This window comes from Pseudomonas anuradhapurensis, assembly GCF_014269225.2.
Classification (GTDB): domain Bacteria; phylum Pseudomonadota; class Gammaproteobacteria; order Pseudomonadales; family Pseudomonadaceae; genus Aquipseudomonas; species Aquipseudomonas anuradhapurensis.
Genome location: NZ_CP077097.1, coordinates 3,552,726 through 3,578,657, shown reverse-complemented (window position 1 = coordinate 3,578,657; position 25,932 = coordinate 3,552,726). Strand labels below are relative to the sequence as shown.

The following is a 25,932-nucleotide window of genomic DNA, read 5'->3' as shown; positions in this document are numbered from 1 at the left end:
TTCAGGCGCCATTGGCAGGCAGGGTCAAGGGCAGCAGCCGTGCGGTATTGCGCGCATCTTCCAAGGCCCGGTGCTGCTGCCCGCAAAAGTGCATGCCGGCCAGTTGCAGGGCACCGTTCAGGCCGGTTGGGCGTTGCAGGTGGCGGGCCTTGGCGAAGCGTTGCTTGAGGTTGATGTGCGGCAGGGTCCGCAGCAGGCTGTCCAGCCCGTGCTGCTGCCATTCCTGGTGCAACTGCTGGCGGTCGTAGTCGCCCCAGCTGACCCAGGCCTGAAGCTGCCCACGGTGGTGCCCGAGCCAGCGCTCGAAACTTGCCCACACCTCTTGGAAGGGGGCGGCACTGTCCACGCTGGCCTGGCTGATGTGGGTCAGTTCGCGGCAGAACGGGGTGAGCTGTGGCCGCCGACGGGGTTTCACGAAGCGCTGGAAGTGGTCGACTTCGCGGCCTTCGCGGGTAACCAGGCTTGCGCCGATTTCAATGACTTCCATCTCTGTGACCGGCCACCCACCCACATCGGTGGTGGCTTCCAGGTCGATCACCAACCACTGGCCCATACCAGGCTCCCTTGCAGATCCTGCTAGAGCGTAGCCAAACTCGGGGCATCCGGCACCCCCTGGCAATTTGCCCCCGGGTTTGGCGCAAGGACAGCGCAACTGGCAGTTGTGTCCAAGCGGGAAAACGCCTAGCTTAGGCGTACCCAGGCATGAACCGTATGAGTGTCCGTCTTGATTCCAACGCCCGGCCTCAAGGCCTTTTCCACACTGATACTGCTGGCCGTGTTCTGGCTGGCGGCGCCTGCCCGGGCAGCTGACGCCATCGAGGTCAAGGTCGGCGCGGCACACTTCCCGCCATACACGGTGCGCCCCGAGCAGGGCGCCGACACGGGGCTGCTGCCACAGCTGGTCGATGCGCTGAACCGCGTGCAGCAGCAATACCGTTTTGTCCTGGTGCCCACATCGATCCAGCGGCGTTTCGGTGATTTCCAGCAAGGCCGTACCGACATGGCCATTTTCGAGAATCCGCAATGGGGTTGGCAGCAGATTGCCCACCAGACCGTGGACATGGGCCTGGAAGATGCCGAAGTATTCGTCGCCCGCCAGGCCAATGGCCGTGATCAGCATTACTTCGACGACCTGCGCGGCAAGCGCCTGGCGCTGTTCAACGGCTATCACTATGCGTTCGCCGGCTTCAACCCGGACCCGGACTACCTGCGCAAGACCTACAACGCGACCCTGACCTATTCGCATGACAGCAACCTGTTGATGGTGCAGGCCGGGCGTGCCGACATTGCCCTGGTCACGCGGTCCTACCTCAGCGATTTCCTCGCGCGCAACCCGGCCAGCCGCGAGCAGCTGGTGTCTTCGCAGCGGATTGACCAGGTCTACCACCACTATGCCTTGCTGCGCCCTGGCGCACCGATCGGCGAGCAGTCGTTCGCGACGCTGCTGCGTGGCCTGCGCGACAGCGGCGAACTGGCGCGGATCTTCGAGCCCTACCGCATCACGTTGGTCCCCACGCGCGACTAAATTCCCGCCAGCTGGCAACGTTTTCAGCAGTGAGCCTTTTTCTTCATTGCCGTGAGCCAAGCCCATGCCGTTCGATGCCGCTTCGCAGCCCCAATCCGCGCCGCGCTGGCGCAGCCTCAGTGCCGAGGAGGGGAGCAACTGGTTGAGCCTGTCCCTCGACGGCCGCCCGTTGCTCCGCGTGCGCCTGGAGGCAGGCGCAACCTTGCAGCTTTATCCCGAACGCATCTGCCCGCAGCGCCGCGAGCAGGCGTTATGGGCTGCCTGCTATTGGTTATTGTCCCGCGACAGCGCTCGCCAGCGCCTGGCCTGGCACCTGCCAGAGGTGCCCACGCAGGCATTGCTCAGCGGCCTGCTGCTGGCTACCGAGCAACCAGGCCAGTACCTGTGCGAGCGCGCGCTGTTCTGGCAGTTGCCACAGCCCTGGCTGGGCGAGTCGGGCCGTGTGGCGTACCCCCAGCAGATGCAGCTCAGCAACGGCAAGCGCCACCCGCGCCGCGCGCCCAAGCCCCGCGGCGAGGTGTACCGGCGTTTCGATGCGCGCCTGGGCAGTTGGGTGTCGCTGCGCACCCTGGAGGTCGAGGCGGACCTGGAGCGTTTCAACCGCTGGCAGAACAACCCGCGCGTGGAGGCGTTCTGGCAGGAGGGTGGCACGCTGGCGCAGCACCGCGAGTACCTCGGCAAACTCCAGGCCGACCCGCATACCCTGACCTTGATCGGCTGTTTCGACGACGAGCCGTTTGCCTACTTTGAAGCCTATTGGGCCAAGGAAGACCGCATTGCGCCGTTCTACCCGGTCGATGACTACGATCGCGGCATCCACATGCTGGTGGGGGAGGAGCGCCATCGCGGGCCGCACAAGGTGGCCAGCTGGCTATCGGCATTGGTGCACTACCTGTTCCTCGACGACCCGCGTACCCAGCGGGTGGTGGCCGAGCCGCGTGCCGACAACGGCAAGATGATCGGATACCTGCACGACCAGTGCTTCCACTGCGACAAGGAGTTCGACTTCCCGCACAAACGGGCGGCGCTGATGATTCTGGGGCGGGAGCGGTTTTTCGAGCGCTGCCAGCTGGTCTGAAGTCGCGGGTTGGTTCGTGGGCACTCATGGCCTCATCGCCGGCAAGCTGGCTCCTACATTGGCTACGTCGCGCTTGAGCCGTGCGCAGTTACTGTAGGAACCTGGCTTGCCTGCGATAGGGGGGGGCGCAGCGCCCCCGGCTGTCTAGACTTGTTCAGGCTTGTCGGTTGGCGGTCTTGCGGCAATGTACCAGTGCATCGCGGATCATGAAGTTGACCAGCGTCGGCGACACCCCCAGTTCCTTGGCAATGTCCTTTTGCGGTACCCCGTGCAGGCGGTACATCTCGAACGCATAGCGGGTGCGCTGCGGCAGCTGGTTCAACGCCTCGGCAATGTCATCCAGCGCGGCCAGGTTGATGTGGGTGGCCTCGGGCGAGGCATTCTGCACCACCACATTCAGGCCTTCCTCCTCGCTGCCGGAGTACTTCAACTCCATCGCCTGCTTGCGGTAGTGGTCGATGGCCAGGTTGCGCACGATCTGGAACAGGTAGCTCAGCTGCGCCTTGAACGACGAGGTGATCTGCGGGGCCGCGCTGAGCCGGAAAAAGGCATCCTGCACCACATCTTCGGCGCGCGACCGGCAGCCGGTGATGCGTGCGGCAATCTTGACCAGGATGCTGCGATTGTCGACGAAGGCCTGCAGTAATGGTGAATCGCACTTACTTGTGGATAGTTGTTCCGCCATGGAAATCACCTTGTCACAGAGGGGAAAGGAGGCTTCCAGCTGTGGGAAGCTTCCTATGACGTGCGACAACCTATTCATAGTGATAATGATTGTCAAATGAGAAATGTAATTATTACTACCTAGTTCTGGTTTCGGGGAGGCATGCCTTGGGAGGTGTGGCGCCTGGGAGATCGCGCGCCGCCCGCGCGGCGCATCGCGAGCTGCGCTCGCTCCTACGTTTGTTTCGGGCCAGTAACGCTTGTGACAGGCGCGCGCGACCGCCTGGTGTGTACGACGCGATATCCCGTCGGGCGCCAAGGCGTACGCGCGCAAATCCCACAGGAATAATTGGCCCGAAACCAACGTAGGAGCGAGCGCAGCTCGCGATGCGCCGCGCGGGCGGCGCGCGATCTCCCAGGCGCCACACCTGCCAAGCCAGACCCCGCTAATTTCTCCCCCTGCCCATACGTTCCCCTGTGTACATCCGGCCGCCGTACGCTGCTCGCCCAGGTTCGCGCAGCAGCCGGCCCGCCCTCACCAGACACTGGCAGGAACACCCCCATGACGGACGCCTTCGAACTCCCGCTCTCGCTGGTCCAGGCCCTGGCGCAACGCGCCGCACAGACCCCGGAGCGGATCGCCTTGCGCTTTCTCGCCGACGCTCCCGGCGAGCAGGCCGTGCTCAGCTACCGTGAACTGGACCAGCGCGCACGCACCATCGCCGCTGCGTTGCAGGCGCGGGCCGGTTTCGGCGAGCGTGCGGTGCTGTTGTTCCCCAGTGGGCCGGACTACGTGGCGGCGTTCTTCGGCTGCCTGTATGCCGGCGTGATCGCGGTGCCGGCCTACCCGCCGGAGTCGACGCGCCAGCACCATCAGCAACGCCTGCTGTCGATCATCGACGACGCCGAACCGCGCCTGCTGCTGACCGTGGCGGCGCTGGAAGGCAGCCTGCAAGGCCTGGAGGCGCTGAGCCGGGCCAACGCCCCTGCGCTGCTGGCGGTCGACCGCCTGGACCCGGCGCTGGCTGCGCACTGGCACGAACCGGCCCTAACGGAGGATGACATCGCCTTCCTGCAGTACACCTCCGGCTCCACCGCGCTGCCCAAGGGCGTGCAGGTCAGCCATGGCAACCTGGTGGCCAACGAGCAGTTGATCCGCCGCGGCTTCGGCATCGACCTCAACCCCGACGACGTCATCGTCAGCTGGCTGCCGCTGTACCACGACATGGGCCTGATCGGCGGCCTGCTGCAGCCGATCTTCAGCGGTGTGCCCTGCGTGCTGATGGCGCCGGGCTACTTCCTGGCCCGCCCGCTGCGTTGGCTGCAGGCAATCAGCGAGTACGGCGGCACCATCAGCGGTGGCCCCGACTTTGCCTACCGCCTGTGCAGCGAACGGGTCAGCACGGCCGCCCTGGCCGGGCTCGACCTGAGCCGCTGGCGCGTGGCCTATTCCGGCTCCGAGCCGATCCGCCAGGACAGCCTGGCCACCTTCGCCGACAAGTTCCGCGCCTGCGGCTTCGACCCGCAGAGCTTTTTCGCCAGCTACGGCCTGGCCGAAGCGACCCTGTTCGTCAGCGGTAGCCGCCGTGGCCAGGGCATCGCCGCGCTGGAACTGGACGCCGAGGCCTTCGCCGCCAACCGCGCCGAGCCGGGCCAGGGCAGCGTGCTGATGAGCTGCGGCTACCCGCAGCCGGGGCATGCGCTGCGTATTGTCGAGCCGCAACGCCTGCAGGTGCTGGGCGACAACCAGGTCGGCGAGATCTGGGCCAGCGGCCCGAGCATCGCCCGGGGCTACTGGCGCAACCCGCAAGCCAGCGCCCGCACGTTCGTCGAAATGGACGGCCAGACCTGGCTGCGTACCGGCGACCTGGGCTTCATGCGCGAAGGCGAAGTGTTCGTCAGCGGGCGCCTGAAAGACCTGCTGATCGTACGCGGGCAGAACCTCTACCCACAGGACCTGGAAAAAACCCTCGAACGCGAAGTCGAGGTGCTGCGCAAAGGCCGGGTGGCAGTATTTGCCGTCGAGCAGCAGGGTGAGGAGGGCATCGGCGTGGCAGTCGAAGTCAGCCGCAACGTGCAAAAGGCGCTCAAGCCCGACGACCTGATCAAGACCCTGCGCCAGGTCGTCGCCGATGCCTGCCGCCAAGCCCCGGCGGTGGTCCTGCTGCTGAACCCCGGCGCATTGCCGAAGACCTCCAGCGGCAAGCTGCAGCGCTCGGCCTGCCGCACGCGCATGGCCGATGGCAGCCTGGATTGCTATGCCCGGTTCCCTGGGCAGAATCCAGCCGATGCCAGCCCGGCAACCGCTGATGCGCTACAGGCGCGCATCGCCAGCATATGGTGCGACATCCTCAAGGTGCAGACGGTGGCGGCAGACGACCACTTCCTGCTGCTGGGCGGCAACTCCATTGCTGCCACCCAGGCCACCGCTCGCCTGGCCGACGAACTGGGCATCTCGCTCAACCTGGCCACCTTGTTCGAGGCGCCCGTGCTGGCCGACTACAGCCAGGCAGTGGCCGCCCTGCTCGCTGCCGACGGCGCCCGAGCTACCGCCATCGCCCCGCTGGCGCGCGCCCGGGCATTGCCCCAGTCACTGGCGCAAAACCGCTTGTGGCTGCTGTGGCAGTTGCAGCCGCAGGCGGCGGCCTACAACATTCCGGCTGGCCTGCACTTGCGTGGCGAGCTGGATGAAGGTGCCCTGGAAGCGGCCTTCCAGGCACTGGTGCAGCGCCATGAGTCACTGCGCACCGTGTTCAGCGAAGAACACGGCCAAGCCCTGCAGCGCATCCTCCCATCCGCGCCATTCCACCTGCGCCGCCTGGACCTTGCCGGCCAGCCGCCCGACCAGGTCATCGCCCAGCGCGAGGCAGAAGCCTGTCAGCCCTTCGACCTGACCCAGGGCCCGCTGCTGCGGGTGACCCTGGCGCGCCTGGGTGATGAAGACCATCAGCTGTGGGTGACCCTGCACCACATCGTTGCTGACGGCTGGTCACTGAATATCCTGCTGGAGGAATTCGCCAGGCTATATGCCGCCCACTGCCAGGGCCTGCAGGCCAACCTGGCACCGCTGCCCCTCGGCTACGCCGATTACGCCAGCTGGCAACGGCAATGGCTGGCCGCCGGCGAGGCCGAGCGTCAGTTGCACTACTGGCAGGCGCGCCTGGGCGAGGAAGCGCCGGTGCTCGATTTGTGCACCGACCAGCCGCGCACCAGCCAACGCGACCAGCGGGCCGCCCGGTTGCAGGTGCAGGTGCCAGCCGGCCTCGCCGAGGCGCTCAGGGGCTTGGCGCGCGAGCAGCAAGCCAGCCTGTTCATGGTCTTGCTGGCCGGCTGGCAGGCCCTGCTGCACCGCTACAGCGGCCAGGCCGACATCCGCGTCGGTGTGCCCAACGCCAACCGCCCGCGCCTGGAAACCCAGGGCCTGGTCGGTTTCTTCATCAATACCCAGGTAATGCGTGCGCAACTCGATGGCCGCCTGCCGTTCAGCCAGTTGCTGGCCCAGGTGCGCCAAGCCACCCTGGCAGCCCAGGCCAACCAGGACCTGCCGTTCGAGCAACTGGTCGAAGCCATGCCCGAGGCGCGCGAACAAGGCCTGTTCCAGGTCATGTTCAACCACCAGCAACGCGACCTGTCGGCCCTGCGCCGCCTGCCTGGCCTGCTCGTCGAAGAATTGCCGTGGCACAGCCGCGAGGCCAAGTTCGACTTGCAGCTGCACAGCGAAGAAGACCATCAGGGCCGCCTGAGCCTGGCCTTCGACTATGCCGCCGGGCTGTTCGAAGCCACTACCATCGAGCGCCTGGCCGAGCACCTGCTGGCCCTGCTGGAGCAAGTCTGCGCTGCGCCGCAACGGGCCTTGGGCGAGGTGCAGCTGCTCGACGAGCCAGCCCGCAGGCAACTGCTGGGTTGGGGCCAGGCACCGGCCGTAGCGCCGCAGCGCCTGCTGGTTGAGCAGCTCAATGATCAGGCGCGCCAGACCCCGCAGCGCACCGCGCTGGTCTGGCAGGGGGGCAGCCTGGACTATGCCGAGCTGCACCAGCAAGCCAACCGCCTGGCCCATTACCTGAGGGACAAGGGGGTTGGCCCCGATACCTGTGTGGCCATTGCCGTCGAGCGCTCGCCGCAACTGTTGGTCGGCCTGCTGGCGATCCTCAAGGCCGGTGGCGCCTATGTGCCGCTGGACGTCGACTACCCGGCCGAGCGCCTGGCCTACATGCTCGCCGACTGCGGCGCCGGCCTGCTGCTGAGCCACAGCGGCCTGCTGGGCAAGCTGCCGCAGGTCGATGGGGTCAGCGCCATCGCCCTCGACCAGCTGCACCTGGACAGCTGGCCCAGCCATGCACCCGGGTTGCACTTGCACGGCGACAACCTGGCGTATGTCATCTACACCTCCGGCTCCACCGGCCAGCCCAAGGGCGTAGGCAACACCCACGCGGCATTGGCCGAGCGCCTGCAATGGATGCAGGCCACTTATGCCCTGGACGACAGCGACGTGCTGCTGCAGAAGGCGCCGGTCAGCTTCGACGTTTCGGTGTGGGAGTGCTTCTGGCCGCTGGTCACGGGCTGCAAGTTGGTGCTTGCCGGCCCCGGCGAGCACCGTGACCCGCAGCGTATCGCCGCGTTGGTGCAGGCCCATGGTGTGACCACGTTGCATTTCGTGCCGCCCCTGCTGCAGGTGTTTGTCCAGGAACCGCAGGCACCGGCCTGTACCAGCCTGCGCCGGGTGTTTTCCGGGGGCGAGGCGTTGCCCGCCGCGTTGCGTGACCGCGTGCTGCAGGTGCTGCCACAGGCGCAGTTGCATAACCGGTACGGCCCGACCGAAACCGCCATCAACGTCACCCATTGGCACTGCCAGGCGGCGGATGGCGAGCGTTCGCCGATCGGCCGCCCGTTGGCCAATGTGCTGTGCCGCGTGCTGGACGACGAACTTGAACTCACTGCCCCCGGTGTGCCGGGCGAGCTGTACCTCGGCGGCGCCGGCCTGGCCCGTGGCTACCTGGGCCGCCCGGGCCTTACCGCCGAACGCTTCGTGCCCCGGGCCGATGGCCATGGCGAACGCCTGTACCGCAGTGGCGACCGTGCCCGCTGGCAGGTGCAGAGCGAGGCCCTGGAGTACCTCGGCCGCCTCGACCAGCAGGTCAAGGTGCGTGGTTTCCGCGTCGAGCCCGAGGAAGTCCAGGCCTGCCTGCTGGCGCAAGCGGGTGTCGAACAGGCGCTGGTGCTGGTGCACCAGGACGCGGTCGGCGCGCAACTGGTCGGCTACTATTGCGGCAGCGCCCAGCCAGCCGAGTTGCTGGCCGTGCTGGCCGAACAGTTGCCGGCCTATATGGTGCCGGCACAACTCGTCCCGCTGGCGCAGATGCCGCTGGGCCCCAGCGGCAAGGTCGAACGCAAGGCGCTGCCGGCCCCGGTGTGGCAGCAGCGTGAGCACGTTGCGCCACAAAGCGCATTGCAGCAGCAGGTCGCGGCCATCTGGCGCGAGGTGCTGAACCTGCCGCGGGTCGGCCTGCAGGATGACTTCTTCGCCCTCGGCGGTCACTCGCTGCTGGCCACCCAGATCGTTTCGCGCACCCGCCAGGCCTGCGATGTCGAGCTGCCGCTCAAGGCCCTGTTCAATGCCAGCGAACTGGGCGCCTTCTGTGCCGAGATCGCCCGTATCCGCGCCGCCGGCGAGCGCAACCTGCAAGGCGAAATCGCCCGCGTCGACCGTCGCCAGGCCGTGCCGCTGTCGTACTCGCAGCAGCGCATGTGGTTCCTCTGGCAGATGCAGCCGGACAGCCCGGCGTACAACGTCGGTGGCATGGCGCGCCTGCGCGGCACCCTGCATGTGGAGGCCTTCGAGCGTGCACTGCAGGCGCTGGTGGTGCGTCATGAAACCTTGCGTACTACCTTCCCGAGCATCGACGGCGTGCCGTACCAGTGCGTGGCGCCAGACGCCAGCCTGCACCTGGACTGGCACGACTTCAGCGCGTTGCCTGAGGCCACCCGCCAGCAACGCCTGCGGCAACTGGCCGACGATCAGGCGCACCAGCCCTTCGACCTGGAGCACGGCCCGCTGCTGCGCGCCTGCCTGGTCAAGGCCGCAGAGCGTGAGCATTGCTTCGTACTGACCCTGCATCACATCGTCACCGAGGGCTGGGCCATGGACATCTTCGCCCGCGAACTGGGCGAGCTGTACGAAGCCTTCGTCGATGACCGCGAATCGCCACTGCCGCCGCTGCCGGTGCAGTACCTGGACTACAGCCTGTGGCAACGGCAATGGCTGGAAAGTGGCGAAGGTGCGCGCCAGCTGGCCTACTGGCAGGCGCGCCTGGGCGATGAGCACCCGGTACTCGCGCTACCCGCCGACCGCCCACGCCCGCCGGTGCAGAGCCACCGTGGCGAGCTGTACCGCTTCGAACTGGCCCCGGCGCTGGTCGCCCGCGTGCACGCCTTCAACCGCCAGCGCGGGTTAACCCTGTTCATGACCGTGACCGCCACCCTGGCCGCCTTGCTGCATCGCTACAGCGGCCAGCGCGACCTGCGCATCGGCGCGCCGGTGGCCAACCGCATCCGCCCGGAAAGCGAAGGCCTGATCGGCGCGTTCCTCAATACCCAGGTGCTGCGCTGCGAGGTTGACGGGCAGATGACTGCCCATGCCTTGCTGGAGCAGGTGCGCCAGGCTGCCATCGAGGGCCAATCGCACCAGGACCTGCCATTCGAGCAATTGGTGGAAGCCCTGCAGCCACCGCGCAGCAGCGCCTACAACCCGCTGTTCCAGGTGATGTGCAACGTCCAGCGCTGGGCTTTCCAGCAAAGCCGTACGCTGGCCGGCATGCAGGTGGATTACCTGGTCAACGATGCCAGCGCCACCAAGTTCGACCTGTACCTGGAGGTGACCGACCTCGATGGCCGCCTCAACTGCTGCCTGACCTACAGCCGCGACCTGTTCGACGAGCCGCGCATCGCCCGCATGGCCGAGCACTGGCAGCAGCTGCTGGGCGGCCTGCTGGACGACCCGCAACAGCGCCTGTGCGAGCTGCCGATGCTGGTCAGCGCCGAGCAGCAGGTGCTGGCGGGCCAGTTGCCCGGCGAGCATGGGAACCTCGACCAGACCTTGCATGGCCTGTTCGCCGCCCAGGCAGCGCGCACCCCGCACGCCGCTGCGCTGACCTTCGCCGGCCAGCACCTCACCTATGCCGAGCTCGACCAGCAAGCCAACCGCCTGGCCCGCGCCCTGCGCGAGCGTGGAGTGGGCCCGCAGGTGCGCGTGGGCCTGGCACTGGAGCGCTCGCTGCACATGGTGGTCGGCTTGCTGGCCATACTCAAGGCCGGTGGCGCCTACGTGCCGCTCGACCCCGAGTACCCGCTGGACCGCCTGCGCTACATGATCGAAGACAGCCGCATCGGCCTGCTGCTGAGCCAGCGCGCGCTGCTGCAAAGCCTTGGCGAGCTGCCCCAAGGGGTGGTGTGCTGGAGCCTGGAAGACGACTCCGCCAGCCTGTCGGCCTACAGCGCTGCGCCACTGGACAACCGCAACCTGGCGCAGCACCAGGCCTACCTGATCTACACCTCCGGCTCCACCGGCAAGCCAAAGGGCGTCGTCGTCAGCCACGGCGAATTCGCCATGCACTGCCAGGCGGTGATCTCGGCATTTGGCATGCGCAGCGACGACTGCGAGCTGCACTTCTATTCGATCAACTTCGATGCCGCCAGCGAACGCCTGTGGGTGCCACTGCTGTGCGGTGCCCGCGTGGTGTTGCGCGCCCAGGGGCAGTGGGGGGCCGAGGATATCTGCCAGCTGGTGCGCGAGCAGCAGGTCAGCATCCTCGGCTTCACGCCCAGCTACGGCAGCCAGTTGGCGCAGTACCTGGCCGGGCAGGGCGAGCAGTTGCCGGTACGCCTGGTGATCACCGGTGGCGAAGCGCTGACCGGCGAGCACCTGCAGCGCATTCGCCAGGCGTTTGTGCCGCAGCAGTTGTTCAACGCCTACGGCCCGACCGAAACCGTGGTCATGCCACTGGCCTGCCTGGCACCGGACACGCTGCCCGCAGACCTAGGCAGCGTGCCGATCGGCCGTGTTGTCGGCAGCCGCACGGCCTATATCCTCGACGAAAACCTTGCCCTGTTGCCCCAAGGCGGGATCGGCGAACTGTATGTCGGCGGTGCCGGCCTGGCCCAGGGTTACCACGACCGCCCGGGCCTCAGCGCCGAACGCTTCGTCGCCGACCCGTTCGGTGCCGCAGGCGGGCGCCTGTACCGCACCGGTGACCTGGTGCGCCTGGGCAGCGATGGCCTGGTCGAGTACGTGGGTCGTGCCGACCAGCAGGTGAAGATTCGCGGCTTCCGCATCGAGCTCGGGGAAATCGAAAGCCGCCTGCAGGCGCATGCCAAGGTCGACGAAGCCGTGGTGCTGGCCCTCGACTTGCCGGGTGGCAAGCAACTGGTGGGGTACCTGGTATGCCGGCAGGCGGCTGCCGACAGCGCGGCCCAGGGTCGGCTGCGTGAAGCGGTAAAGGCCGAGGCCCGGCGTCACCTGCCGGACTACATGGTGCCCGCCCACCTGGTCCTGCTCGACAGCCTGCCGCTGATGGGCAACGGCAAACTCGACCGCCGCGCGCTGCCGCTGCCAGACCTGGAGCAGGCCCGCCAGCATTATCAGGCCCCTGGCAGTGTGGTTGAAGCGCAACTGGTGCAGATCTGGTGCGATGTGCTGAACCTGGCCCGGGTCGGCGTGCAGGACAACTTCTTCGAACTGGGCGGCGATTCGATCCTGTCGATCCAGGTGGTCAGCCGGGCTCGCCAGGCAGGCCTGCAGTTCACGCCGCGCGACCTGTTCCAGCACCAGACCATCCAGGCCCTGGCGACCGTCGTTCGCCACAGCGACGCCACCCGCACCCTCGACCAGGGCCTGCGCCAGGGGCAGGTCGGCCTGACCCCGATCCAGCACTGGTTCTTCGCCACCGACCTGGCGCAGCCGCAGCACTGGAACCAGGCGGTGTTGCTGCAAGCCCGCCAAGCGCTGGACGAAGCGGCACTGGAGCAGGCCCTGGCCGCCCTGGTGCGGCACCACGACAGCCTGCGCCTGCGTTTCAGCGAGGCCAACGGCCGCTGGCAGGCCGCCTACGCTCAGCCTGGCGCCGGGCAATTGCTGTGGAGCGCGACGGTTGCCGACTTCGCCGATTGCCAGGCGCTGTACACCGACCTGCAGCGCAGTCTCGACCTGCAGCAAGGTCCATTGCTGCGCGCGCTGCTGGTGCGTGACGGGCAGGGCAGCCAGCGCCTGTTGCTGGCGATCCATCACCTGGTGGTGGATGGCGTGTCCTGGCGGGTGCTGCTGGAAGACCTGCAGGCGTTGTACCGTGGCCAGCCGCTGCCGGCCAAGACGCACACCATGGGCGACTGGGCGGCCCGCCTGGCCAGCTATGCCGGCAGCGACTCGCTGCGCGACGAGCTGGGCTGGTGGCAAGGCCAGCTGGCGGGCGTGCGTCGCGAACTGCCGTGCGATCACCCGCAGGGCGGCAACCTGCAGCGCCATGCCCGCACACTGGCCATCGGCCTGGATGCGCAGCAGACCCGGCACTTGTTGCAGCAGGCCCCGGCGGCGTACCACACCCAGGTCAACGACCTGCTGTTGACTGCGCTGGCGCGCACCTTGTGCCGCTGGAGCGGCGATGAGGCAGTGTTGGTGCAACTCGAGGGCCATGGCCGCGACGGGCTGTTCGAAGACATGGACCTGACCCGCAGCGTCGGCTGGTTCACCAATGCCTACCCACTCAGCCTGCGCCCACTGCCGGGCGAGGACGATGCGACGCGGGCCGCTTCGATCAAGTGCATCAAGGAGCAACTGCGCCAGGTGCCGCACAAAGGCCTGGGCTACGGCGTGCTGCGCTACCTGGCCGATGCGACGGTACGCGAGCAGATGGCGGCCTTGCCGCAGGCGCGCATCACCTTCAACTACCTGGGCCAGTTCGACCAGCAGTTCGACAGCGCGGCGCTGTTCCAGCCGCTGGACACCCCCGCCGGCCAGGCCCAAGCCGCCGATGCGCCGTTGCCCAACTGGCTGAGCATCGATGGCCAGGTGTATGGCGGAGCCCTGCAATTGCGCTGGACCTTCAGCGCCGAACGCTATGACGAGCAGACCATCGCCAGCCTGGCCGAGGCCTATCGCCAGGAGCTGCTGGCACTGATCGAGCATTGCCTGGCCGATGGCAACGGCAGCTTCACGCCGTCCGACTTCCCGCTCGCGCACCTGACCCAGGCGCAGATCGACGCCTTGCCGGTACCGGCTGCGCAGATCGAGGATGTCTACCCGCTGACGCCGATGCAGGAAGGCATGCTGTTGCACACCCTGCTGGAACCGGGCACCGGCCTCTACTACATGCAGGACCGCTACCGCATCAACAGTGCCCTTGACCCTGAACGCTTCGCCCAGGCCTGGCAAGCGGTGGTGGCACGGCATGAGGCGTTGCGCGCATCGTTCAGCTGGAACACCGGCGAGGCGATGCTGCAGATCATCCATAAGCCAGGCAATACGCCACTGGATTACCAGGACTGGCGCGACCTCGATGATGACGCCCAGGAGCAGCGCCTGCAGGCCCTGCACAAGCAGGAGCGCGAGGCTGGCTTCGCCTTGCTCAGCGAAGCGCCTTTCCACCTGCGCCTGGTGCGCGTGGCCGATGAGCGCTACTGGTTCATGATGAGCAACCACCACATCCTGATCGACGCCTGGTGCCGCTCGTTGTTGATGAACGACTTCTTCGAAATCTACCAGGCCCTCGGTGAGGGCCGTCAGGCCCGACTGCCGGTGCCGCCGCGCTACCGCGACTACATCGGCTGGCTGCAACACCAGGGCCTGGACGACGCCCGCGCCTGGTGGCAGGCCAACCTGGCAGGCTTCGAGCGCGCCACCGCCATTCCCAGTGACCGCCCGCTACGCCACGAACACGCCGGCAGCGGCATGATCGTCGGTGACTGCTACACCCGCCTGGCGGTAGACGACGGCGTGCGCCTGCGCGAACTGGCCCAGGCTCATCAGCTTACCGTCAACACCTTTGCCCAGGCGGCCTGGGCCCTGGTGCTGGCGCGCTACAGCGGCGACCGTGATGTGGTGTTTGGCGTGACCGTGGCCGGGCGGCCGGTGAGCCTGCCGCAGATGCAGCGCACTGTCGGCCTGTTCATCAACAGCGTCGCCTTGCGCGTGCAATTGCCGGCGGCCGGGCAGCGTTGCAGCGTGCGCCAGTGGTTGCAAGGCCTGCTGGAGCGCAACATGGAGCTGCGCGAGTACGAATACCTGCCGCTGGTGGCGATCCAGGAGTGCAGCGAACTGCCCAAGGGCCAGCCGCTGTTCGACAGCCTGTTCGTGTTCGAGAACGCGCCGGTCGAAACCGCCGTGCTCGACCATGCCCAACAGCTCAACGCCAGTTCCGACTCGGGCCGCACCCACACCAATTTCCCGCTTACAGCGGTGTGCTACCCGGGGGATGAGCTGGGCCTGCACCTGTCGTTTGACCAGCGCTATTTCGACTACCCGACCGTCGAGCGCCTGCTGGCCGAGTTCAAGCGCCTGCTGCTGGCGCTGGTGCAAGGCTTTGCCGGTGAGGTGAGTGCGCTGCCGCTGCTGGGCGCCGAGGAACAGCGTTTCCTGCTCGAGGACTGCAACCGCACCAGCCGCGCCTACCCGCTGCAGCAGAGCTACATCGCCCAGTTCGAGGCGCAGGTGGCGGCGCACCCGCAACGTATCGTGGCGCGCTGCCTGGAGGCGACCTATGACTATGCCGGGTTGAACCTGGCGGCCAACCGCCTGGGCCATGCCCTGGTGGCCGCAGGTGTGCAGGTGGACCAGCCGGTGGCGCTGCTGGCCGAGCGCGGGCTGCCGTTGCTGGGCATGATCGTCGGCAGCTTCAAGGCTGGCGCTGGCTACCTGCCGCTGGACCCGGGCCTGCCGTCGGCGCGCCTGCAAAGCATTCTCCAGCTCAGCCGCGCCCCGGTGCTGGTGTGCAGCGCGGCCTGTGCCGGGCAAGCTCGGCAGTTGCTGGAAGCGCTGGAGGCAGCGGCACGCCCGCAATTACTGGTGTGGGAAGATGTCCAGGCGAGCCCGCTGGCCAGCCATAACCCTGGCATCCATAGCGCGCCGGGCAACCTTGCCTATGTGATCTACACCTCGGGCTCCACCGGCCTGCCGAAAGGGGTGATGGTCGAGCAGCGCGGCATGCTCAACAACCAGCTGAGCAAGGTTCCCTACCTGGCGCTTACCGAGCACGACGTGATCGCCCAGACTGCCTCGCAGAGCTTCGACATCTCGGTATGGCAGTTCCTTGCCGCGCCGCTGTTCGGCGCCAGGGTGGAGATCGTGCCGAACGCGATCGCCCAGGACCCGCAGGCCCTGCTGGCGCATGTACGGGCCACCGGCATCAGCGTGCTGGAAAGCGTGCCGTCGCTGATCCAGGGCATGCTGGCCAGCGACCACCAGGCCCTCGACGGCCTGCGCTGGATGCTGCCGACCGGCGAAGCCATGCCGCCGGAGCTGGCTGCGCAATGGCTGCAGCGTTACCCGCAGATCGGCCTGGTCAATGCCTACGGCCCGGCGGAGTGCTCCGACGACGTGGCATTCTTCCGCGTCGATGCTGCCTCCACCCACGGCAGCTACCTGCCGATTGGCCGGCCGACCGACAACAACCGCCTTTACCTGTTCGACGAAGAGCAGGCGTTGGTGCCGTTGGGGGCGGTGGGTGAACTGTGCGTGGCCGGCACCGGCGTTGGCCGCGGTTATGTCGGCGACCCGGTGCGGACCGCGCTGGCGTTCATACCGCATCCGCATGGCGCAGCAGGCGAACGCTTGTACCGCACCGGTGACCTGGCGCGGCAGCGCCCGGATGGCGTGCTGGCCTACATCGGGCGCATCGACCATCAGGTGAAGATCCGTGGCTACCGCATCGAACTGGGCGAGATCGAAGCGCGCCTGCACGAGCAGGCCGAGATCCGCGACGCTGCGGTTGGCGTGCAGGAGGGCGTCAATGGCAAGTACCTGGTCGGTTACCTGGTGGCGCATCAGGGCATCAGCGCCGATGCCGCGTTGCTGGAGCAGCTCAAGCAGCGCCTGCGTGCCGCGTTGCCGGAGTACATGGTACCGCTGCACTGGGGCTGGTTCGACAGCCTGCCGCACAACGCCAACGGCAAGCTCGACCGCAACGCCTTGCCGGCCATCGACATCGCTGGCCAGCACAGCCAGGCGTACCAGGCACCGCGCAATGAGCTGGAGGCACTGCTGGCGGATATCTGGGCCGATGTGCTCAAGGCCGGGCGGGTTGGGGTGCACGACAACTTCTTCGAGCTGGGCGGGCATTCGTTGCTGGCTACGCGGATCGCCTCGCAGGTGCAGAAGCAGCTGCAGTTGAACGTGCCGCTGCGGGCGATGTTCGAGTGCAGCACGGTGGCGGAGTTGGCCGAACATGTGCAGGGCCTGCAGGGCAGTGCGCTGGATGAGGCCAAGGTCGACCGGCTGAGTGACCTGATGGCGGCGTTCGAAGAACTGTAGTTCCCACCGGTATCACGCCGCATGGGACCTTGGCGCTGGCCCTGCAGGAGCGGCCTTGTGTCGCGAAAGGGGCGCCAAGCGCCCCCAACAGTTTAGCTCCGCCGCAGATATCACGGGGCCGCGTTGCGGCCCTTTCGCGACACAAGGCCGCTCCTGCAACAAAGCGCGAAGCGCTATCTCAGCGCTTGCCGAGAATCTTGCCCAGCAGCTCCGGCCGCGGCGCCCCTTGCTGGCTCTGCAGGTTGCCCTGCTCATCCTGATAGAAGATCGCCGGGGTTGCCTGCAGCCCCATTTCTTCCATCAAGGCCATGTTCGCCGCCAGTTTCTGCTGCACCGCCTCCGGCACCTGCGTCAGCGGCTTCAACGTGCTGGCCTTGCCGGCCTTTTCGTGTTCATGCAGGGCCTTGGCCGGGTCTTTCGCCGCCAGCAGCGCGGCCGACTTGCCTGGGCTGTCCTCGCGGATGATGCCGACCATGATATGGCGCAACTGCACCTTGCCCGACTCCACCCACGGCCGCGCCTGTTCCCAGAACATGTTGCAGTACGGGCAGTTGGGGTCGCTGAACAGGTAGACCTTGCGTGGCGCGTCATCCTTGCCGTCGGCGATCCACGCGGTGTTCTCCATCTTCGCCCAGAGGGCCTTGCTCATCGGCGCGTACACCAGCTGTTTCAGCGGCTCGGCGCTGAGGTCCTTGCCCTGTTCGTCGAACAGGCTGCCCACCAGCACATGCTTGCCGTCCGGGGTGAGGTACAGGGCCAGGGCGTTGTTCTGGTACTGGGCGGCGTACCCGCGCAGGCCGTCGGGCGCAGCGAAGCTGCCCTTGATCACGGCACCCTTGGCTTGCAGTTGCTGAATCGCCTTGGGCAGCTCTTCGGCCTGCAGGGCCGGGGCAGCCAGCAGGGCCAGGGACAGGGGCAGCAGTGCAGTCAGTCGCATGTCAGTTTCCTTGTGCGGCAGGGGCGGGCGCGGTGGCCCGGTCGAAAGGTTCCAGGGCGTGACGCAGGCTGGCCCGCGACAGCTCGCCGAGGTGGCTGCCGATCAGCCGCCCGTCGGCGTCGTAGAACAGGGTGGTGGGCAGGGCCATGGAACCGACGCGCTGGGCCAGCAGGCCGGTACCATCGAACAGCACATGGGTCAGGCTCAGGCCGGTGGTGGCGAGGAAGGTGCTGACGTTTTCCGGGGTTTCGCCCTGGTTGACGAACAGGAAGGTCACATGCGGGTAATCGCCTTGCGCCTGTTGCAGCACCGGCATCTCGCGCCGACAGGGCGGGCACCAGGTGGCCCAGAGGTTGATCACCAGCGGCTTGCCGCGGTAGCCGTGCAGTGCCACGGATTGCCCGCTGGCGTTGCGCAGGCTCAGTTCGGGCAGCTCGGTGCCCTTGCTGTACAGGTGCCCGGCGAGGCTGGCCAGGCCCCAGAACAGTGCGCCGCTGAACAGCGCCCAGCCCAGCGGACGGCGCAGCCCGGGATGACGCCAGCCTTGCCACAGGGCGCCGAGCACGATGCCGGCAAGGCCTGACCAGAACAGGAAGCCACCATCGCGGATGTCGATGATCTGCAGCAGGTCGTCCTGGTACATCGGCCAATAGGCCAGCACGAAGCCGGCGCGCGCGCACAGCAGGCCGATCAGGAACAGGTTGAACAGCGCCGATTCCGGGCTCTCGCCGCCACGCCGGGCGACCCACCAGCCGACCACGCTGGCAATCACCAGGGCGGTAAGCATCAGCAGGTGGTTGAGGGCCATGGTCAGTGGCCCGAGGGTTACGGTCAGCATCAGCCTTGGCTCCTGGTCTGGGTCCAGTGTTGCAGGAACGCGGCTGCATCCACTTCACCGGTGAGGCGCCGTGCGCGGCGTTCGTCGCCTTCCGGGCCGACCCAGATGATGCTGGGCGGGCCGGGTACCTGATAGTGCTGCAGCAAAGCCTGGCTGGCCGGGCTGTCGGCGGTCACGTCCAGGCGCAGCAGGTGCACGCCGGCCAGGGCCGCCTGCACGTCGCTGCGGGCGAATACCTGTTTTTCCATGACCTTGCACGACACGCACCAGTCGGCATAGTAGTCGACCATCACCCACTGGCCGCGCCCCTTGGCTGCCGCCAGTTCGCGTTGCAGGTCTTCGGGGCGGCTGACGGTGACGAAGGCATCTTCGACCTGCTGCCCGCTGGCCGGCGTGGCGCTGCCGGTGAACGGGCGCAGCGGTTGCCAGGGGTCGTCGCCACCGGCCGCCGCACCCACCAGCAGCAGGCCGCCCCACAGGGCGCCCAGCAGCGGAACAGCGCGCAACGCCGGTAGCCGCTGCAGGGCCGGCCAGGCTGCCCAGGCCAGGGTGATCAGCAGCCCGCCGCTGAGGGCCAGCAGCAATGCGCTGGGTAGCAGGCTGCGCACGGTGTACAGCGCCATGCCCAGGAACACGAAGCCGAATACCCCCTTGACCCGGTTCATCCAGGCGCCAGGGCGCGGCAGGTAGCGGTTGCCCAAGGTCACCAGCAGCATCAGCGGCACGCCCATGCCCAGGCCAAGGCTGAACAACACCAGCGCGCCCTGCAGTACATCGCCGCTGTGGGCGATGTACAACAACGCCCCCGCCAGCGGCGCGGTCATGCACGGGCCCATCAGCAGCCCGGACAACCCACCGAGCAGCGCCGCGCCATACAGGTGGCCGCCACGCGTGCCGCGCCCGGCGCGGTCCAGGCGGTCACGCAGGGCGGCGGGCAGTTGCAGTTCGAAGACGCCGAACATCGGCAGGGCCAGGACCACGAACAGCCCCGCCAGGCTGCCCAGCAGCCAGGGTTGCTGCAGCCAGGCCTGCAGGCTGGCGCCCAGCAGCGCGGCGACCACGCCCAGGGCGGCGTATACCAGGGCCATGCTCAGTACATAGACCCCGGCCAGCAGCCAGCCGCGCCGGGCGCTGGCGCCATTGCCCAGTACCAGCCCGGCGAGGATCGGCAGCATCGGCAGCGAACAGGGGGTGAAGGCCAGCAACAGGCCCAGGCCGAAGAACGCCAGCAGGCTCCAGGCCAGGTGGCTTTGCTGCAGGCCGCTGGCCAGCGCCTGGTCGCTGGCTTGCTCGGCTAGCGGCGCTGTGCTGCCGCCGAGGTCGATCAAGGTGGTCTGCGGTGGGTAGCACAGGCCAGCGTCGGCACAGCCTTGCCAGCCCAGGCGCAGTTGGCCCTGGGCGCTGGCGGGCAGCAGCAGTTGCAACTGGTCGCGGTACACCGCGCTGTCGCCGAAGAATTCGTCGTGGTGGTTGAGCGCAGGTGGCAGCTGCGGGTGTTGCTCGACGGGCAGGCCGTCGAACTTCAGGCGTTTCTGATACAGGTAGTAGCCTGGCTTGATCTGGAAATACAGGCGCATCTGGCCATCGGGCTGGCGGTCGTGGGTCAGCACGAAAGCCTGGTCGACCGGCAGGAAGTCAGGTTTGACATCGAACGGGTTGGCCTGCAACGGGCCGGCCAGGAGCAGTGTCAGGAAGAGCAGGAGGACGCGCATGTCTTCGCCTTGGCAGTACGTTGAAAGGTGTCATGCTGGCCTGGGTCGATTAACCCAAGGTTAACCCTTGTTGGTGCAACCGGCGCTGCCTATCCGGGCGCGGTACCATCAGCCGCGCTTGCCATGCCGCCCCGGCAGTGGTTGCATTGCCTGATGATCCGGCCATTGCGAGTTGCCCATGCCTGAAACGAAAGGTACCGAAGCGTTCGACAGCCCTGCGATGGCTGCCGCGGCTACCTCGCACAAACGCCAGGTGCGCTCGTGAGCGTGGTCGCGCTGGTGCTGGCGGCAGGCAGCGCCAGGCGTTTTGGCGCAGACAAGCGCCGGGTGGCCCTGGCGGATGGTCGTAGCCTGCTGGCGCATAGCGTGGAGCGGGCTCGGGCAGCATTCGCTGACGTTCGCGTGGTGTTACGCGCAGGCGAACGGGGCGAGGATTTTGGCCTGCCTGGCGAATGCCGCATCGTCGCCAGCCCAGAGGCTGCCGCCGGCATGGGGCACAGCCTGGCTGCCGGCGCCGGCTCGTTGCGCGACAGCCAGGCGCAGGCGGTGGCCATTCTGCTGGGCGATATGCCGTGGATCGAACCGGCAACCTTGTGTCGCCTGGCCGAAGCGGCCAGCCCTTCGACCATCGTGTTGCCGCGCCATGCCGGGCAGCACGGGCACCCGGTGATCTTCGGGCGCGATTTCTGGCCGGCGTTGGAACGGCTGGGCGGGGATGAAGGGGCGCGGGCGCTGGTGCGCGGGCATCAGGCTTGCTGCGTGGTGGTTGAGGTAGAGGATGCCGGGGTGTTGCTGGATGTGGATACGCCGGAAGGGGTGATGTAGGCCCGAAGCGTTCACCGCTGCAGGTTCAGCACCCCCGGCACACCCAAGACGAGCCCCAACCCCCTTCGGAAAGGTCCATAATCCCCCCTTAATCCGCCCAAGGTGCAATGTCAGCCACACCACTCCGGGAGCCCCACCATGCACGTTCTGCTCTGCGAGGACGACGACCTGATCGCCGCCGGCATCTGCGCCGGCCTCACCGCCCAGGGCCTGACCGTGGACCGGGTGGGCAATGCCGCCGATGCGCGGGCGATGCTGCAGGCCGCGCAGTTCGACGTGATGATTCTCGACCTCGGCCTGCCCGACGAAGACGGCCTCAAGCTGCTGCGCCGCCTGCGCCAGCAGGGCGAAACGCTGCCGGTGCTGGTGCTCACCGCGCGGGATGCGGTCACCGACCGGGTCGATGGCCTGCAGGCCGGGGCCGACGATTACCTGCTCAAGCCGTTCGACCTGCGCGAGCTGGCCGCGCGCCTGCACACCCTGTTGCGGCGGGTGGCCGGGCGCGCGGTGAATGTGATCGAGCACGGCCCGCTGTGCTACGACCCGAGTACCTGCGCGGCCACCCTGGCCGGGCGGCCGGTCGACCTCTCGCGCCGTGAGCAGGCCCTGCTCCAGGCGCTGCTGCAGAACCCTGGGCGAGTGCTGTCCAGCGAACAGCTCAAGGACTGCGTGTACGGCTTCAGCGACGAGGTGGAGAGCAATGCCCTGAACGTGCATATCCACCACCTGCGCCGCAAGCTGGGTAACGGCATCGTCGAGACCGTGCGCGGCCTGGGCTACCGCCTGGGCCCGGCGCAGGCGCCGGAAGAGGCCGCATCATGAGCCTGCGGGTACGCCTGAGCCTGATCCTGGGCAGCGCCTTCGTGGTCATCTGGGTGCTGGCGGCCGCGTGGATGCTGCGCGACCTGCGCCAGCAGATGATGTTCTCCCTCGACCAGCGCCTGGTGGCCTCGGCACGCATGGTCGCCGGGCTCATCGACCAGCTGCCGCAACCGTTGACCGCCAAGGGCGAGGAGGCGCATTTTTCTGCCGACCAGTTCAGCGTGCCGGACGGCATGGCCTGCCAGGTCAGCTCGTTGCGTGGCGAGATCCTCGCCAGCAACCACAAGCACGATGGCGCCATGGACGACGAGCGCAGTGGCTTCCGTGACCAGACCATCGACGATGCGCTGTGGCGTACCTTCACCTACAACCACGGCGATGTGCGTATCACCACCGCCGACCGGCACATGGAGCGCGAGGCGCTGAACCAGTCGATCCTGCTGGCCGCCTCGGCGCCGGTGCTGATGGCCTTGCTCGGCAGCCTGGGGCTGTTGTGGATCGGCCTGGGCAAGGGCCTGGAACCGCTCAACCGCATGCGCGATGCCTTGCGCCGCCGGCGCGCGGACAGTGTCGAGCCGCTGCAGGTGGCGGGCCTGCCCAGCGAACTGCAGCCGTTGCTGGAAACCCAGAACCAGCTATTCCTGCGCATTGCCCAGACGATCGAGCGTGAGCGGCGCCTGACCGACGATGCCGCGCATGAACTACGCAGCCCGCTGACGGCGATCAAGACCCACCTGCAGGTGGCGCGCATGACCGACGGGGCAGTGCGCGAGCAGGCACTGGCACATGCCGAGCAGGGCGCCGACCGCATGCACCGTACGCTGGAACAGTTGCTGATGCTGGCGCGGGTGGAGGGCAGCCTGTCGTTCGAGGATGGCGTGCAGTGCAGCGCCGAGCAGGTGGCACGGCAGGCGGTGCAGGACGCCGGCGGCGGCGACAACCGGCGTATCGTCTTGCGCCTGCCGGAAGAGGCTACCCAGGTCTATCTGCGCATGCCTGCACCGCTGGCGGTGGCGGCGTTGCGCAACCTGCTGGACAACGCCTTGCGTCATGGTGGCGATGAGGCGGTGGAGCTGGAACTGCAGATGAGCGACGGGCAGGTAGGCTTCATGGTGCGTGACCATGGGCCGGGAATTGCCGAGGCAGACCTGGAGCACTTGACCGAGCGTTTCTGGCGTAATGGCCAAAGTGGTGGTTGCGGGTTGGGGTTGGCGATCGTGCAGGCGATCGTGCAACGCTGTGCCGGTAGCCTGAAGTTCGACAGCCGCAGTGATGGCTTGCGGGTTTTGTTGCAGGTGCCGGCACGTCCGGCCAGCTGATCTTCGCTGCCTGTGCTGGCCATTTCGCGGGCAAGCACAGGCACAGCAAAAAAGCGCGATGACCGCTAAATCCCTCCCGCATTCAAGCGTTTTCCAAGCGACACCCGCTCATTCGCTTGCTTGCGAGGAACCACCCATGCCTACCGCTTCCAGCCTTGCCCAGCGCCCGTCGGCCAATGCGCCGCGCCCGTTGTACGCGTTCACCGATTCGCCTTTGCTGCAACGCCAGCAGCAACAGGAGTCCAACGCCCGCAGCTACCCGCGGCGCATCCCGCTGGCGCTCAAGCGCGCCAGTGGCATTCATGTGGAAGACGTCGAAGGCCGCCAGTTCATCGATTGCCTGGCTGGGGCCGGGACCCTGGCGCTGGGCCATAACCACCCGGTGGTGGTCGAGGCGATCCAGCGGGTCCTGGCCGATGAGCTGCCCCTGCATACCCTGGACCTGACCACGCCGGTCAAGGACCGCTTTGTCCAGGACCTGTTCGGCGTCCTGCCCGAGGCACTGCGTCGTGAGGCCAAGGTGCAGTTCTGCGGCCCGACTGGCACCGATGCGGTAGAGGCGGCGCTGAAACTGGTGCGCAGTGCCACCGGCCGCAGCACCGTGCTGGCTTTCCACGGCGCCTACCACGGCATGAGCCAGGGCGCGCTGAGCCTGATGGGCAGCCATGGGCCGAAGCAGCCACTGGGCGCCTTGCTTGGCAACGGCGTGCAGTTCATGCCGTACCCCTACGACTACCGCTGCCCGTTCGGTCTGGGCGGCGCAGCCGGGGTCAAGGCCAACCTGCATTACCTGGAGAACCTGTTGCTCGACCCGGAAAGCGGCGTGCCCCTGCCCGCCGCGGTGATCCTCGAGGTGGTGCAGGGCGAGGGCGGGGTGATCCCGGCCGATGTCGAGTGGCTCAGGGGCGTGCGCCGGATCACCGAGCAGGCCGGCGTGGCGCTGATTGTCGACGAGATCCAGAGCGGCTTTGCCCGCACCGGGCGCATGTTCGCCTTCGAGCACGCCGGCATCGTGCCGGATGTGGTCACCCTGTCCAAAGCCATTGGTGGCAGCCTGCCCCTGGCAGTGGTGGTGTATCGCGACTGGCTGGATACCTGGAAGCCGGGTGCCCACGCTGGCACCTTCCGCGGCAACCAGATGGCCATGGCGGCGGGCTCGGCGGTGATCGGTTACCTGGTCGAACAGCGCTTGGCCGAACATGCCGAGGCCATGGGCCAGCGCCTGCGCCAGCACCTGCAGCAGTTGCAGCGGGATTATCCGGAACTGGGCGATATCCGCGGGCGCGGATTGATGCTCGGGGTGGAACTGGTAGGCGGCCAAGGGCAGCGTGATGCCCTTGGCCAGCCGCAGGCCAACCGTGAGCTGGCAGCCAAGGTGCAGCGCGAGTGTCTCAAGCGCGGGCTGATCCTGGAACTGGGCGGGCGGCATGGCGCGGTGGTGCGTTTCCTGCCGCCGTTGATCATCACCGCTGAGCAGATCGATGAAGTGGCACAGCGCTTTGCCGAGGCGTTGGTTGTTTCTGTCTGATCGATGCCGGGGGCGCAAAACGCCCCCGGCAATCCCGGCTACCAGCCGCGCCCGGAATCCACCCAGAAGTTCACCGACAACGAGGTGGACACCGACTCCACCTGATGGAACCAACCCTCGGGCAGGAACAGCAGGTCACCGGCTTGCAGCACCACGCGCAGGAACGGCACCTCGCGCGCTGCCGGGAAACGTTGGTAATCCGGCGCGTCTGGGTTGAAATCGCAGCCGTCCAGGCCGCCCTTGGGGCTGGTCGACCAGGTGCCCAGCGCCGGGCGATGGTGCGGCGCGGCAAGAATGAACGACTTCTGCCCCCAGACCTGGGCAAACAGGTTGTCGGTATCGTCGCGGTGCAACGGCGTCAGGGTGCCCTTGGGGCCGATCCAGATACGCGGCGCGATGAATTTGTCGCGGGCGAAATACGGCGGGTAGCGGATCAGTGTCAGCAGCTTTTCCGGCACGATGTTGTTGCCCATGTAGGCCGGGGTTTCGCCAGGCCTGGCCGGGGTGTCCAGCGAGGCGATGAACTCGGCCATGGAGGTGGAGCGGAAGTCGCGGTCGGTGGAAAACGTCTTCTCCACGTAATCGCCATGGCGGGTAATGCCCTGCAGTTCGGCGAAATGTTCCAGCGAGGCTTCACGGCCCATGCTGAACAGCGGCCAGTCCTGCAGGGCATCGCTGATCACCAGCGGGGTGCCATGCACCAGGTAGTCGTTGTGGAAGCGCGCCACGGGCATGTCGGCGCGGGCAATGCGTAGCACTTCGCGCTGCACCGCTTGGGCGGCCGATACCCGTTCGCTGAAGCGTGCCGGCGTCGGGTAGCGCTGGTTCATCGATACCTTGGTCGGCGTCGCCCCGCGGCGGGCGTTGCTGATGATCTGCGGTAGCAGAGTGGCCAGGCCCATGTTGCCGGTGATCTTCAGGCGCGCACTGGCGAACAGCTCCTCGACGTTGGCGGTGCCGCCCATGATGCCGAGGAAGTCGTGCTCGGCTACCTCGATGGTGACATCCGGGGCGTGGTGCCGGCCGGCCCCGGTGCGGCTGCTGTCGCGCACTTCCGACCAGAAGGCCTGGTCCTCGTCGAAGACGAACTGGAAGACGCCTTCGATGCCAACGGCATGGGCGTTGGCGAACAGTTTGCTGAGAATGCTCTGAAGATCCACGGTGTGCCTCTG

13 protein-coding genes are annotated in these 25,932 nt (G+C 67.3%); 7 read left to right on the top strand and 6 right to left on the bottom strand.

Features of this window, described 5'->3' with window-relative positions; all coding sequences use genetic code 11:
- Position 1: 1 nt before the first annotated feature.
- Complete coding sequence (locus HU763_RS16455; RefSeq protein WP_186688326.1) at positions 2–553, bottom strand: 3'-5' exonuclease; 552 nt, start codon at positions 551–553, stop codon at positions 2–4.
- 171 nt (positions 554–724) lie between these two features.
- On the opposite strand from HU763_RS16455, the gene HU763_RS16450 reads away from it, so the two are divergent.
- The gene (locus HU763_RS16450) at positions 725–1,525 is read left to right on the top strand and encodes a substrate-binding periplasmic protein (protein WP_186688512.1); all 801 of its coding nucleotides are present in this window, start codon (positions 725–727) and stop codon (positions 1,523–1,525) included.
- A gap of 64 nt (positions 1,526–1,589) precedes the next feature.
- A complete protein-coding gene (locus tag HU763_RS16445; RefSeq protein WP_186688323.1) occupies positions 1,590–2,603 on the top strand; it encodes a GNAT family N-acetyltransferase in 1,014 nt (337 codons plus the stop codon).
- A gap of 154 nt (positions 2,604–2,757) precedes the next feature.
- Here the strand turns inward: HU763_RS16445 and HU763_RS16440 are convergent, their stop codons facing one another.
- Positions 2,758–3,288, bottom strand: coding sequence for an RNA polymerase factor sigma-70 (locus tag HU763_RS16440; protein ID WP_170030909.1), 531 nt, complete (start codon positions 3,286–3,288; stop codon positions 2,758–2,760).
- A 540-nt stretch (positions 3,289–3,828) separates the two neighbouring features.
- On the opposite strand from HU763_RS16440, the gene HU763_RS16435 reads away from it, so the two are divergent.
- The gene (locus HU763_RS16435) at positions 3,829–16,779 is read left to right on the top strand and encodes a non-ribosomal peptide synthetase (protein WP_186688321.1); all 12,951 of its coding nucleotides are present in this window, start codon (positions 3,829–3,831) and stop codon (positions 16,777–16,779) included.
- A gap of 178 nt (positions 16,780–16,957) precedes the next feature.
- Here HU763_RS16435 and dsbG read toward each other — a convergent pair whose 3' ends face one another.
- From dsbG to dsbD, 3 genes are read right to left on the bottom strand one after another with little or no spacing between them, the layout of a single operon-like run.
- A complete protein-coding gene (gene dsbG, locus HU763_RS16430; protein WP_186688318.1) occupies positions 16,958–17,716 on the bottom strand; it encodes a thiol:disulfide interchange protein DsbG in 759 nt (252 codons plus the stop codon).
- A 1-nt stretch (position 17,717) separates the two neighbouring features.
- A complete protein-coding gene (locus HU763_RS16425) occupies positions 17,718–18,554 on the bottom strand; it encodes a TlpA disulfide reductase family protein (RefSeq protein WP_186688316.1) in 837 nt (278 codons plus the stop codon).
- A complete protein-coding gene (gene dsbD / locus HU763_RS16420; protein WP_186688314.1) occupies positions 18,554–20,266 on the bottom strand; it encodes a protein-disulfide reductase DsbD in 1,713 nt (570 codons plus the stop codon). Before dsbD ends, HU763_RS16425 begins: the two co-directional genes overlap by 1 nt.
- Before the next feature lie 261 nt (positions 20,267–20,527).
- On the opposite strand from dsbD, the gene HU763_RS16415 reads away from it, so the two are divergent.
- The 4 genes from HU763_RS16415 to HU763_RS16400 all read left to right on the top strand — a co-directional run bounded on the left by HU763_RS16415 (position 20,528) and on the right by HU763_RS16400 (position 24,760).
- A complete protein-coding gene (locus HU763_RS16415) occupies positions 20,528–21,091 on the top strand; it encodes a nucleotidyltransferase family protein (RefSeq protein WP_186688304.1) in 564 nt (187 codons plus the stop codon).
- Positions 21,092–21,229: 138 nt separating this feature from the next.
- Positions 21,230–21,913 carry a response regulator gene (locus HU763_RS16410; RefSeq protein ID WP_170030897.1) on the top strand — a complete coding sequence of 228 codons (684 nt, stop codon included), beginning with the start codon at positions 21,230–21,232 and terminating at the stop codon, positions 21,911–21,913.
- Positions 21,910–23,232, top strand: coding sequence for an ATP-binding protein (locus HU763_RS16405; RefSeq protein ID WP_186688301.1), 1,323 nt, complete (start codon positions 21,910–21,912; stop codon positions 23,230–23,232). Before HU763_RS16410 ends, HU763_RS16405 begins: the two co-directional genes overlap by 4 nt.
- A 136-nt stretch (positions 23,233–23,368) precedes the next feature.
- Positions 23,369–24,760: an aspartate aminotransferase family protein gene (locus HU763_RS16400; protein WP_186688298.1), complete on the top strand. Its 1,392-nt coding sequence runs from the start codon at positions 23,369–23,371 to the stop codon at positions 24,758–24,760.
- Between the two features lie 38 nt (positions 24,761–24,798).
- Here the strand turns inward: HU763_RS16400 and HU763_RS16395 are convergent, their stop codons facing one another.
- On the bottom strand, positions 24,799–25,920 hold the full coding sequence (locus HU763_RS16395; protein ID WP_186688294.1) for a cupin-like domain-containing protein: 1,122 nt from the start codon (positions 25,918–25,920) through the stop codon (positions 24,799–24,801).
- Between the last annotated feature and the right edge of the window lie 12 nt (positions 25,921–25,932).

Coding starts and splice junctions, on each gene's coding strand:
- HU763_RS16455 (WP_186688326.1), bottom strand. CDS start 553: ATGGGCCAGTGGTTGGTGATCGACCTGGAAGCCACCACCGATGTGGGT.
- HU763_RS16445 (WP_186688323.1), top strand. CDS start 1,590: ATGCCGTTCGATGCCGCTTCGCAGCCCCAATCCGCGCCGCGCTGGCGC.
- HU763_RS16440 (WP_170030909.1), bottom strand. CDS start 3,288: ATGGCGGAACAACTATCCACAAGTAAGTGCGATTCACCATTACTGCAG.
- HU763_RS16435 (WP_186688321.1), top strand. CDS start 3,829: ATGACGGACGCCTTCGAACTCCCGCTCTCGCTGGTCCAGGCCCTGGCG.
- dsbG (WP_186688318.1), bottom strand. CDS start 17,716: ATGCGACTGACTGCACTGCTGCCCCTGTCCCTGGCCCTGCTGGCTGCC.
- HU763_RS16425 (WP_186688316.1), bottom strand. CDS start 18,554: ATGCTGACCGTAACCCTCGGGCCACTGACCATGGCCCTCAACCACCTG.
- dsbD (WP_186688314.1), bottom strand. CDS start 20,266: ATGCGCGTCCTCCTGCTCTTCCTGACACTGCTCCTGGCCGGCCCGTTG.
- HU763_RS16410 (WP_170030897.1), top strand. CDS start 21,230: ATGCACGTTCTGCTCTGCGAGGACGACGACCTGATCGCCGCCGGCATC.
- HU763_RS16405 (WP_186688301.1), top strand. CDS start 21,910: ATGAGCCTGCGGGTACGCCTGAGCCTGATCCTGGGCAGCGCCTTCGTG.
- HU763_RS16400 (WP_186688298.1), top strand. CDS start 23,369: ATGCCTACCGCTTCCAGCCTTGCCCAGCGCCCGTCGGCCAATGCGCCG.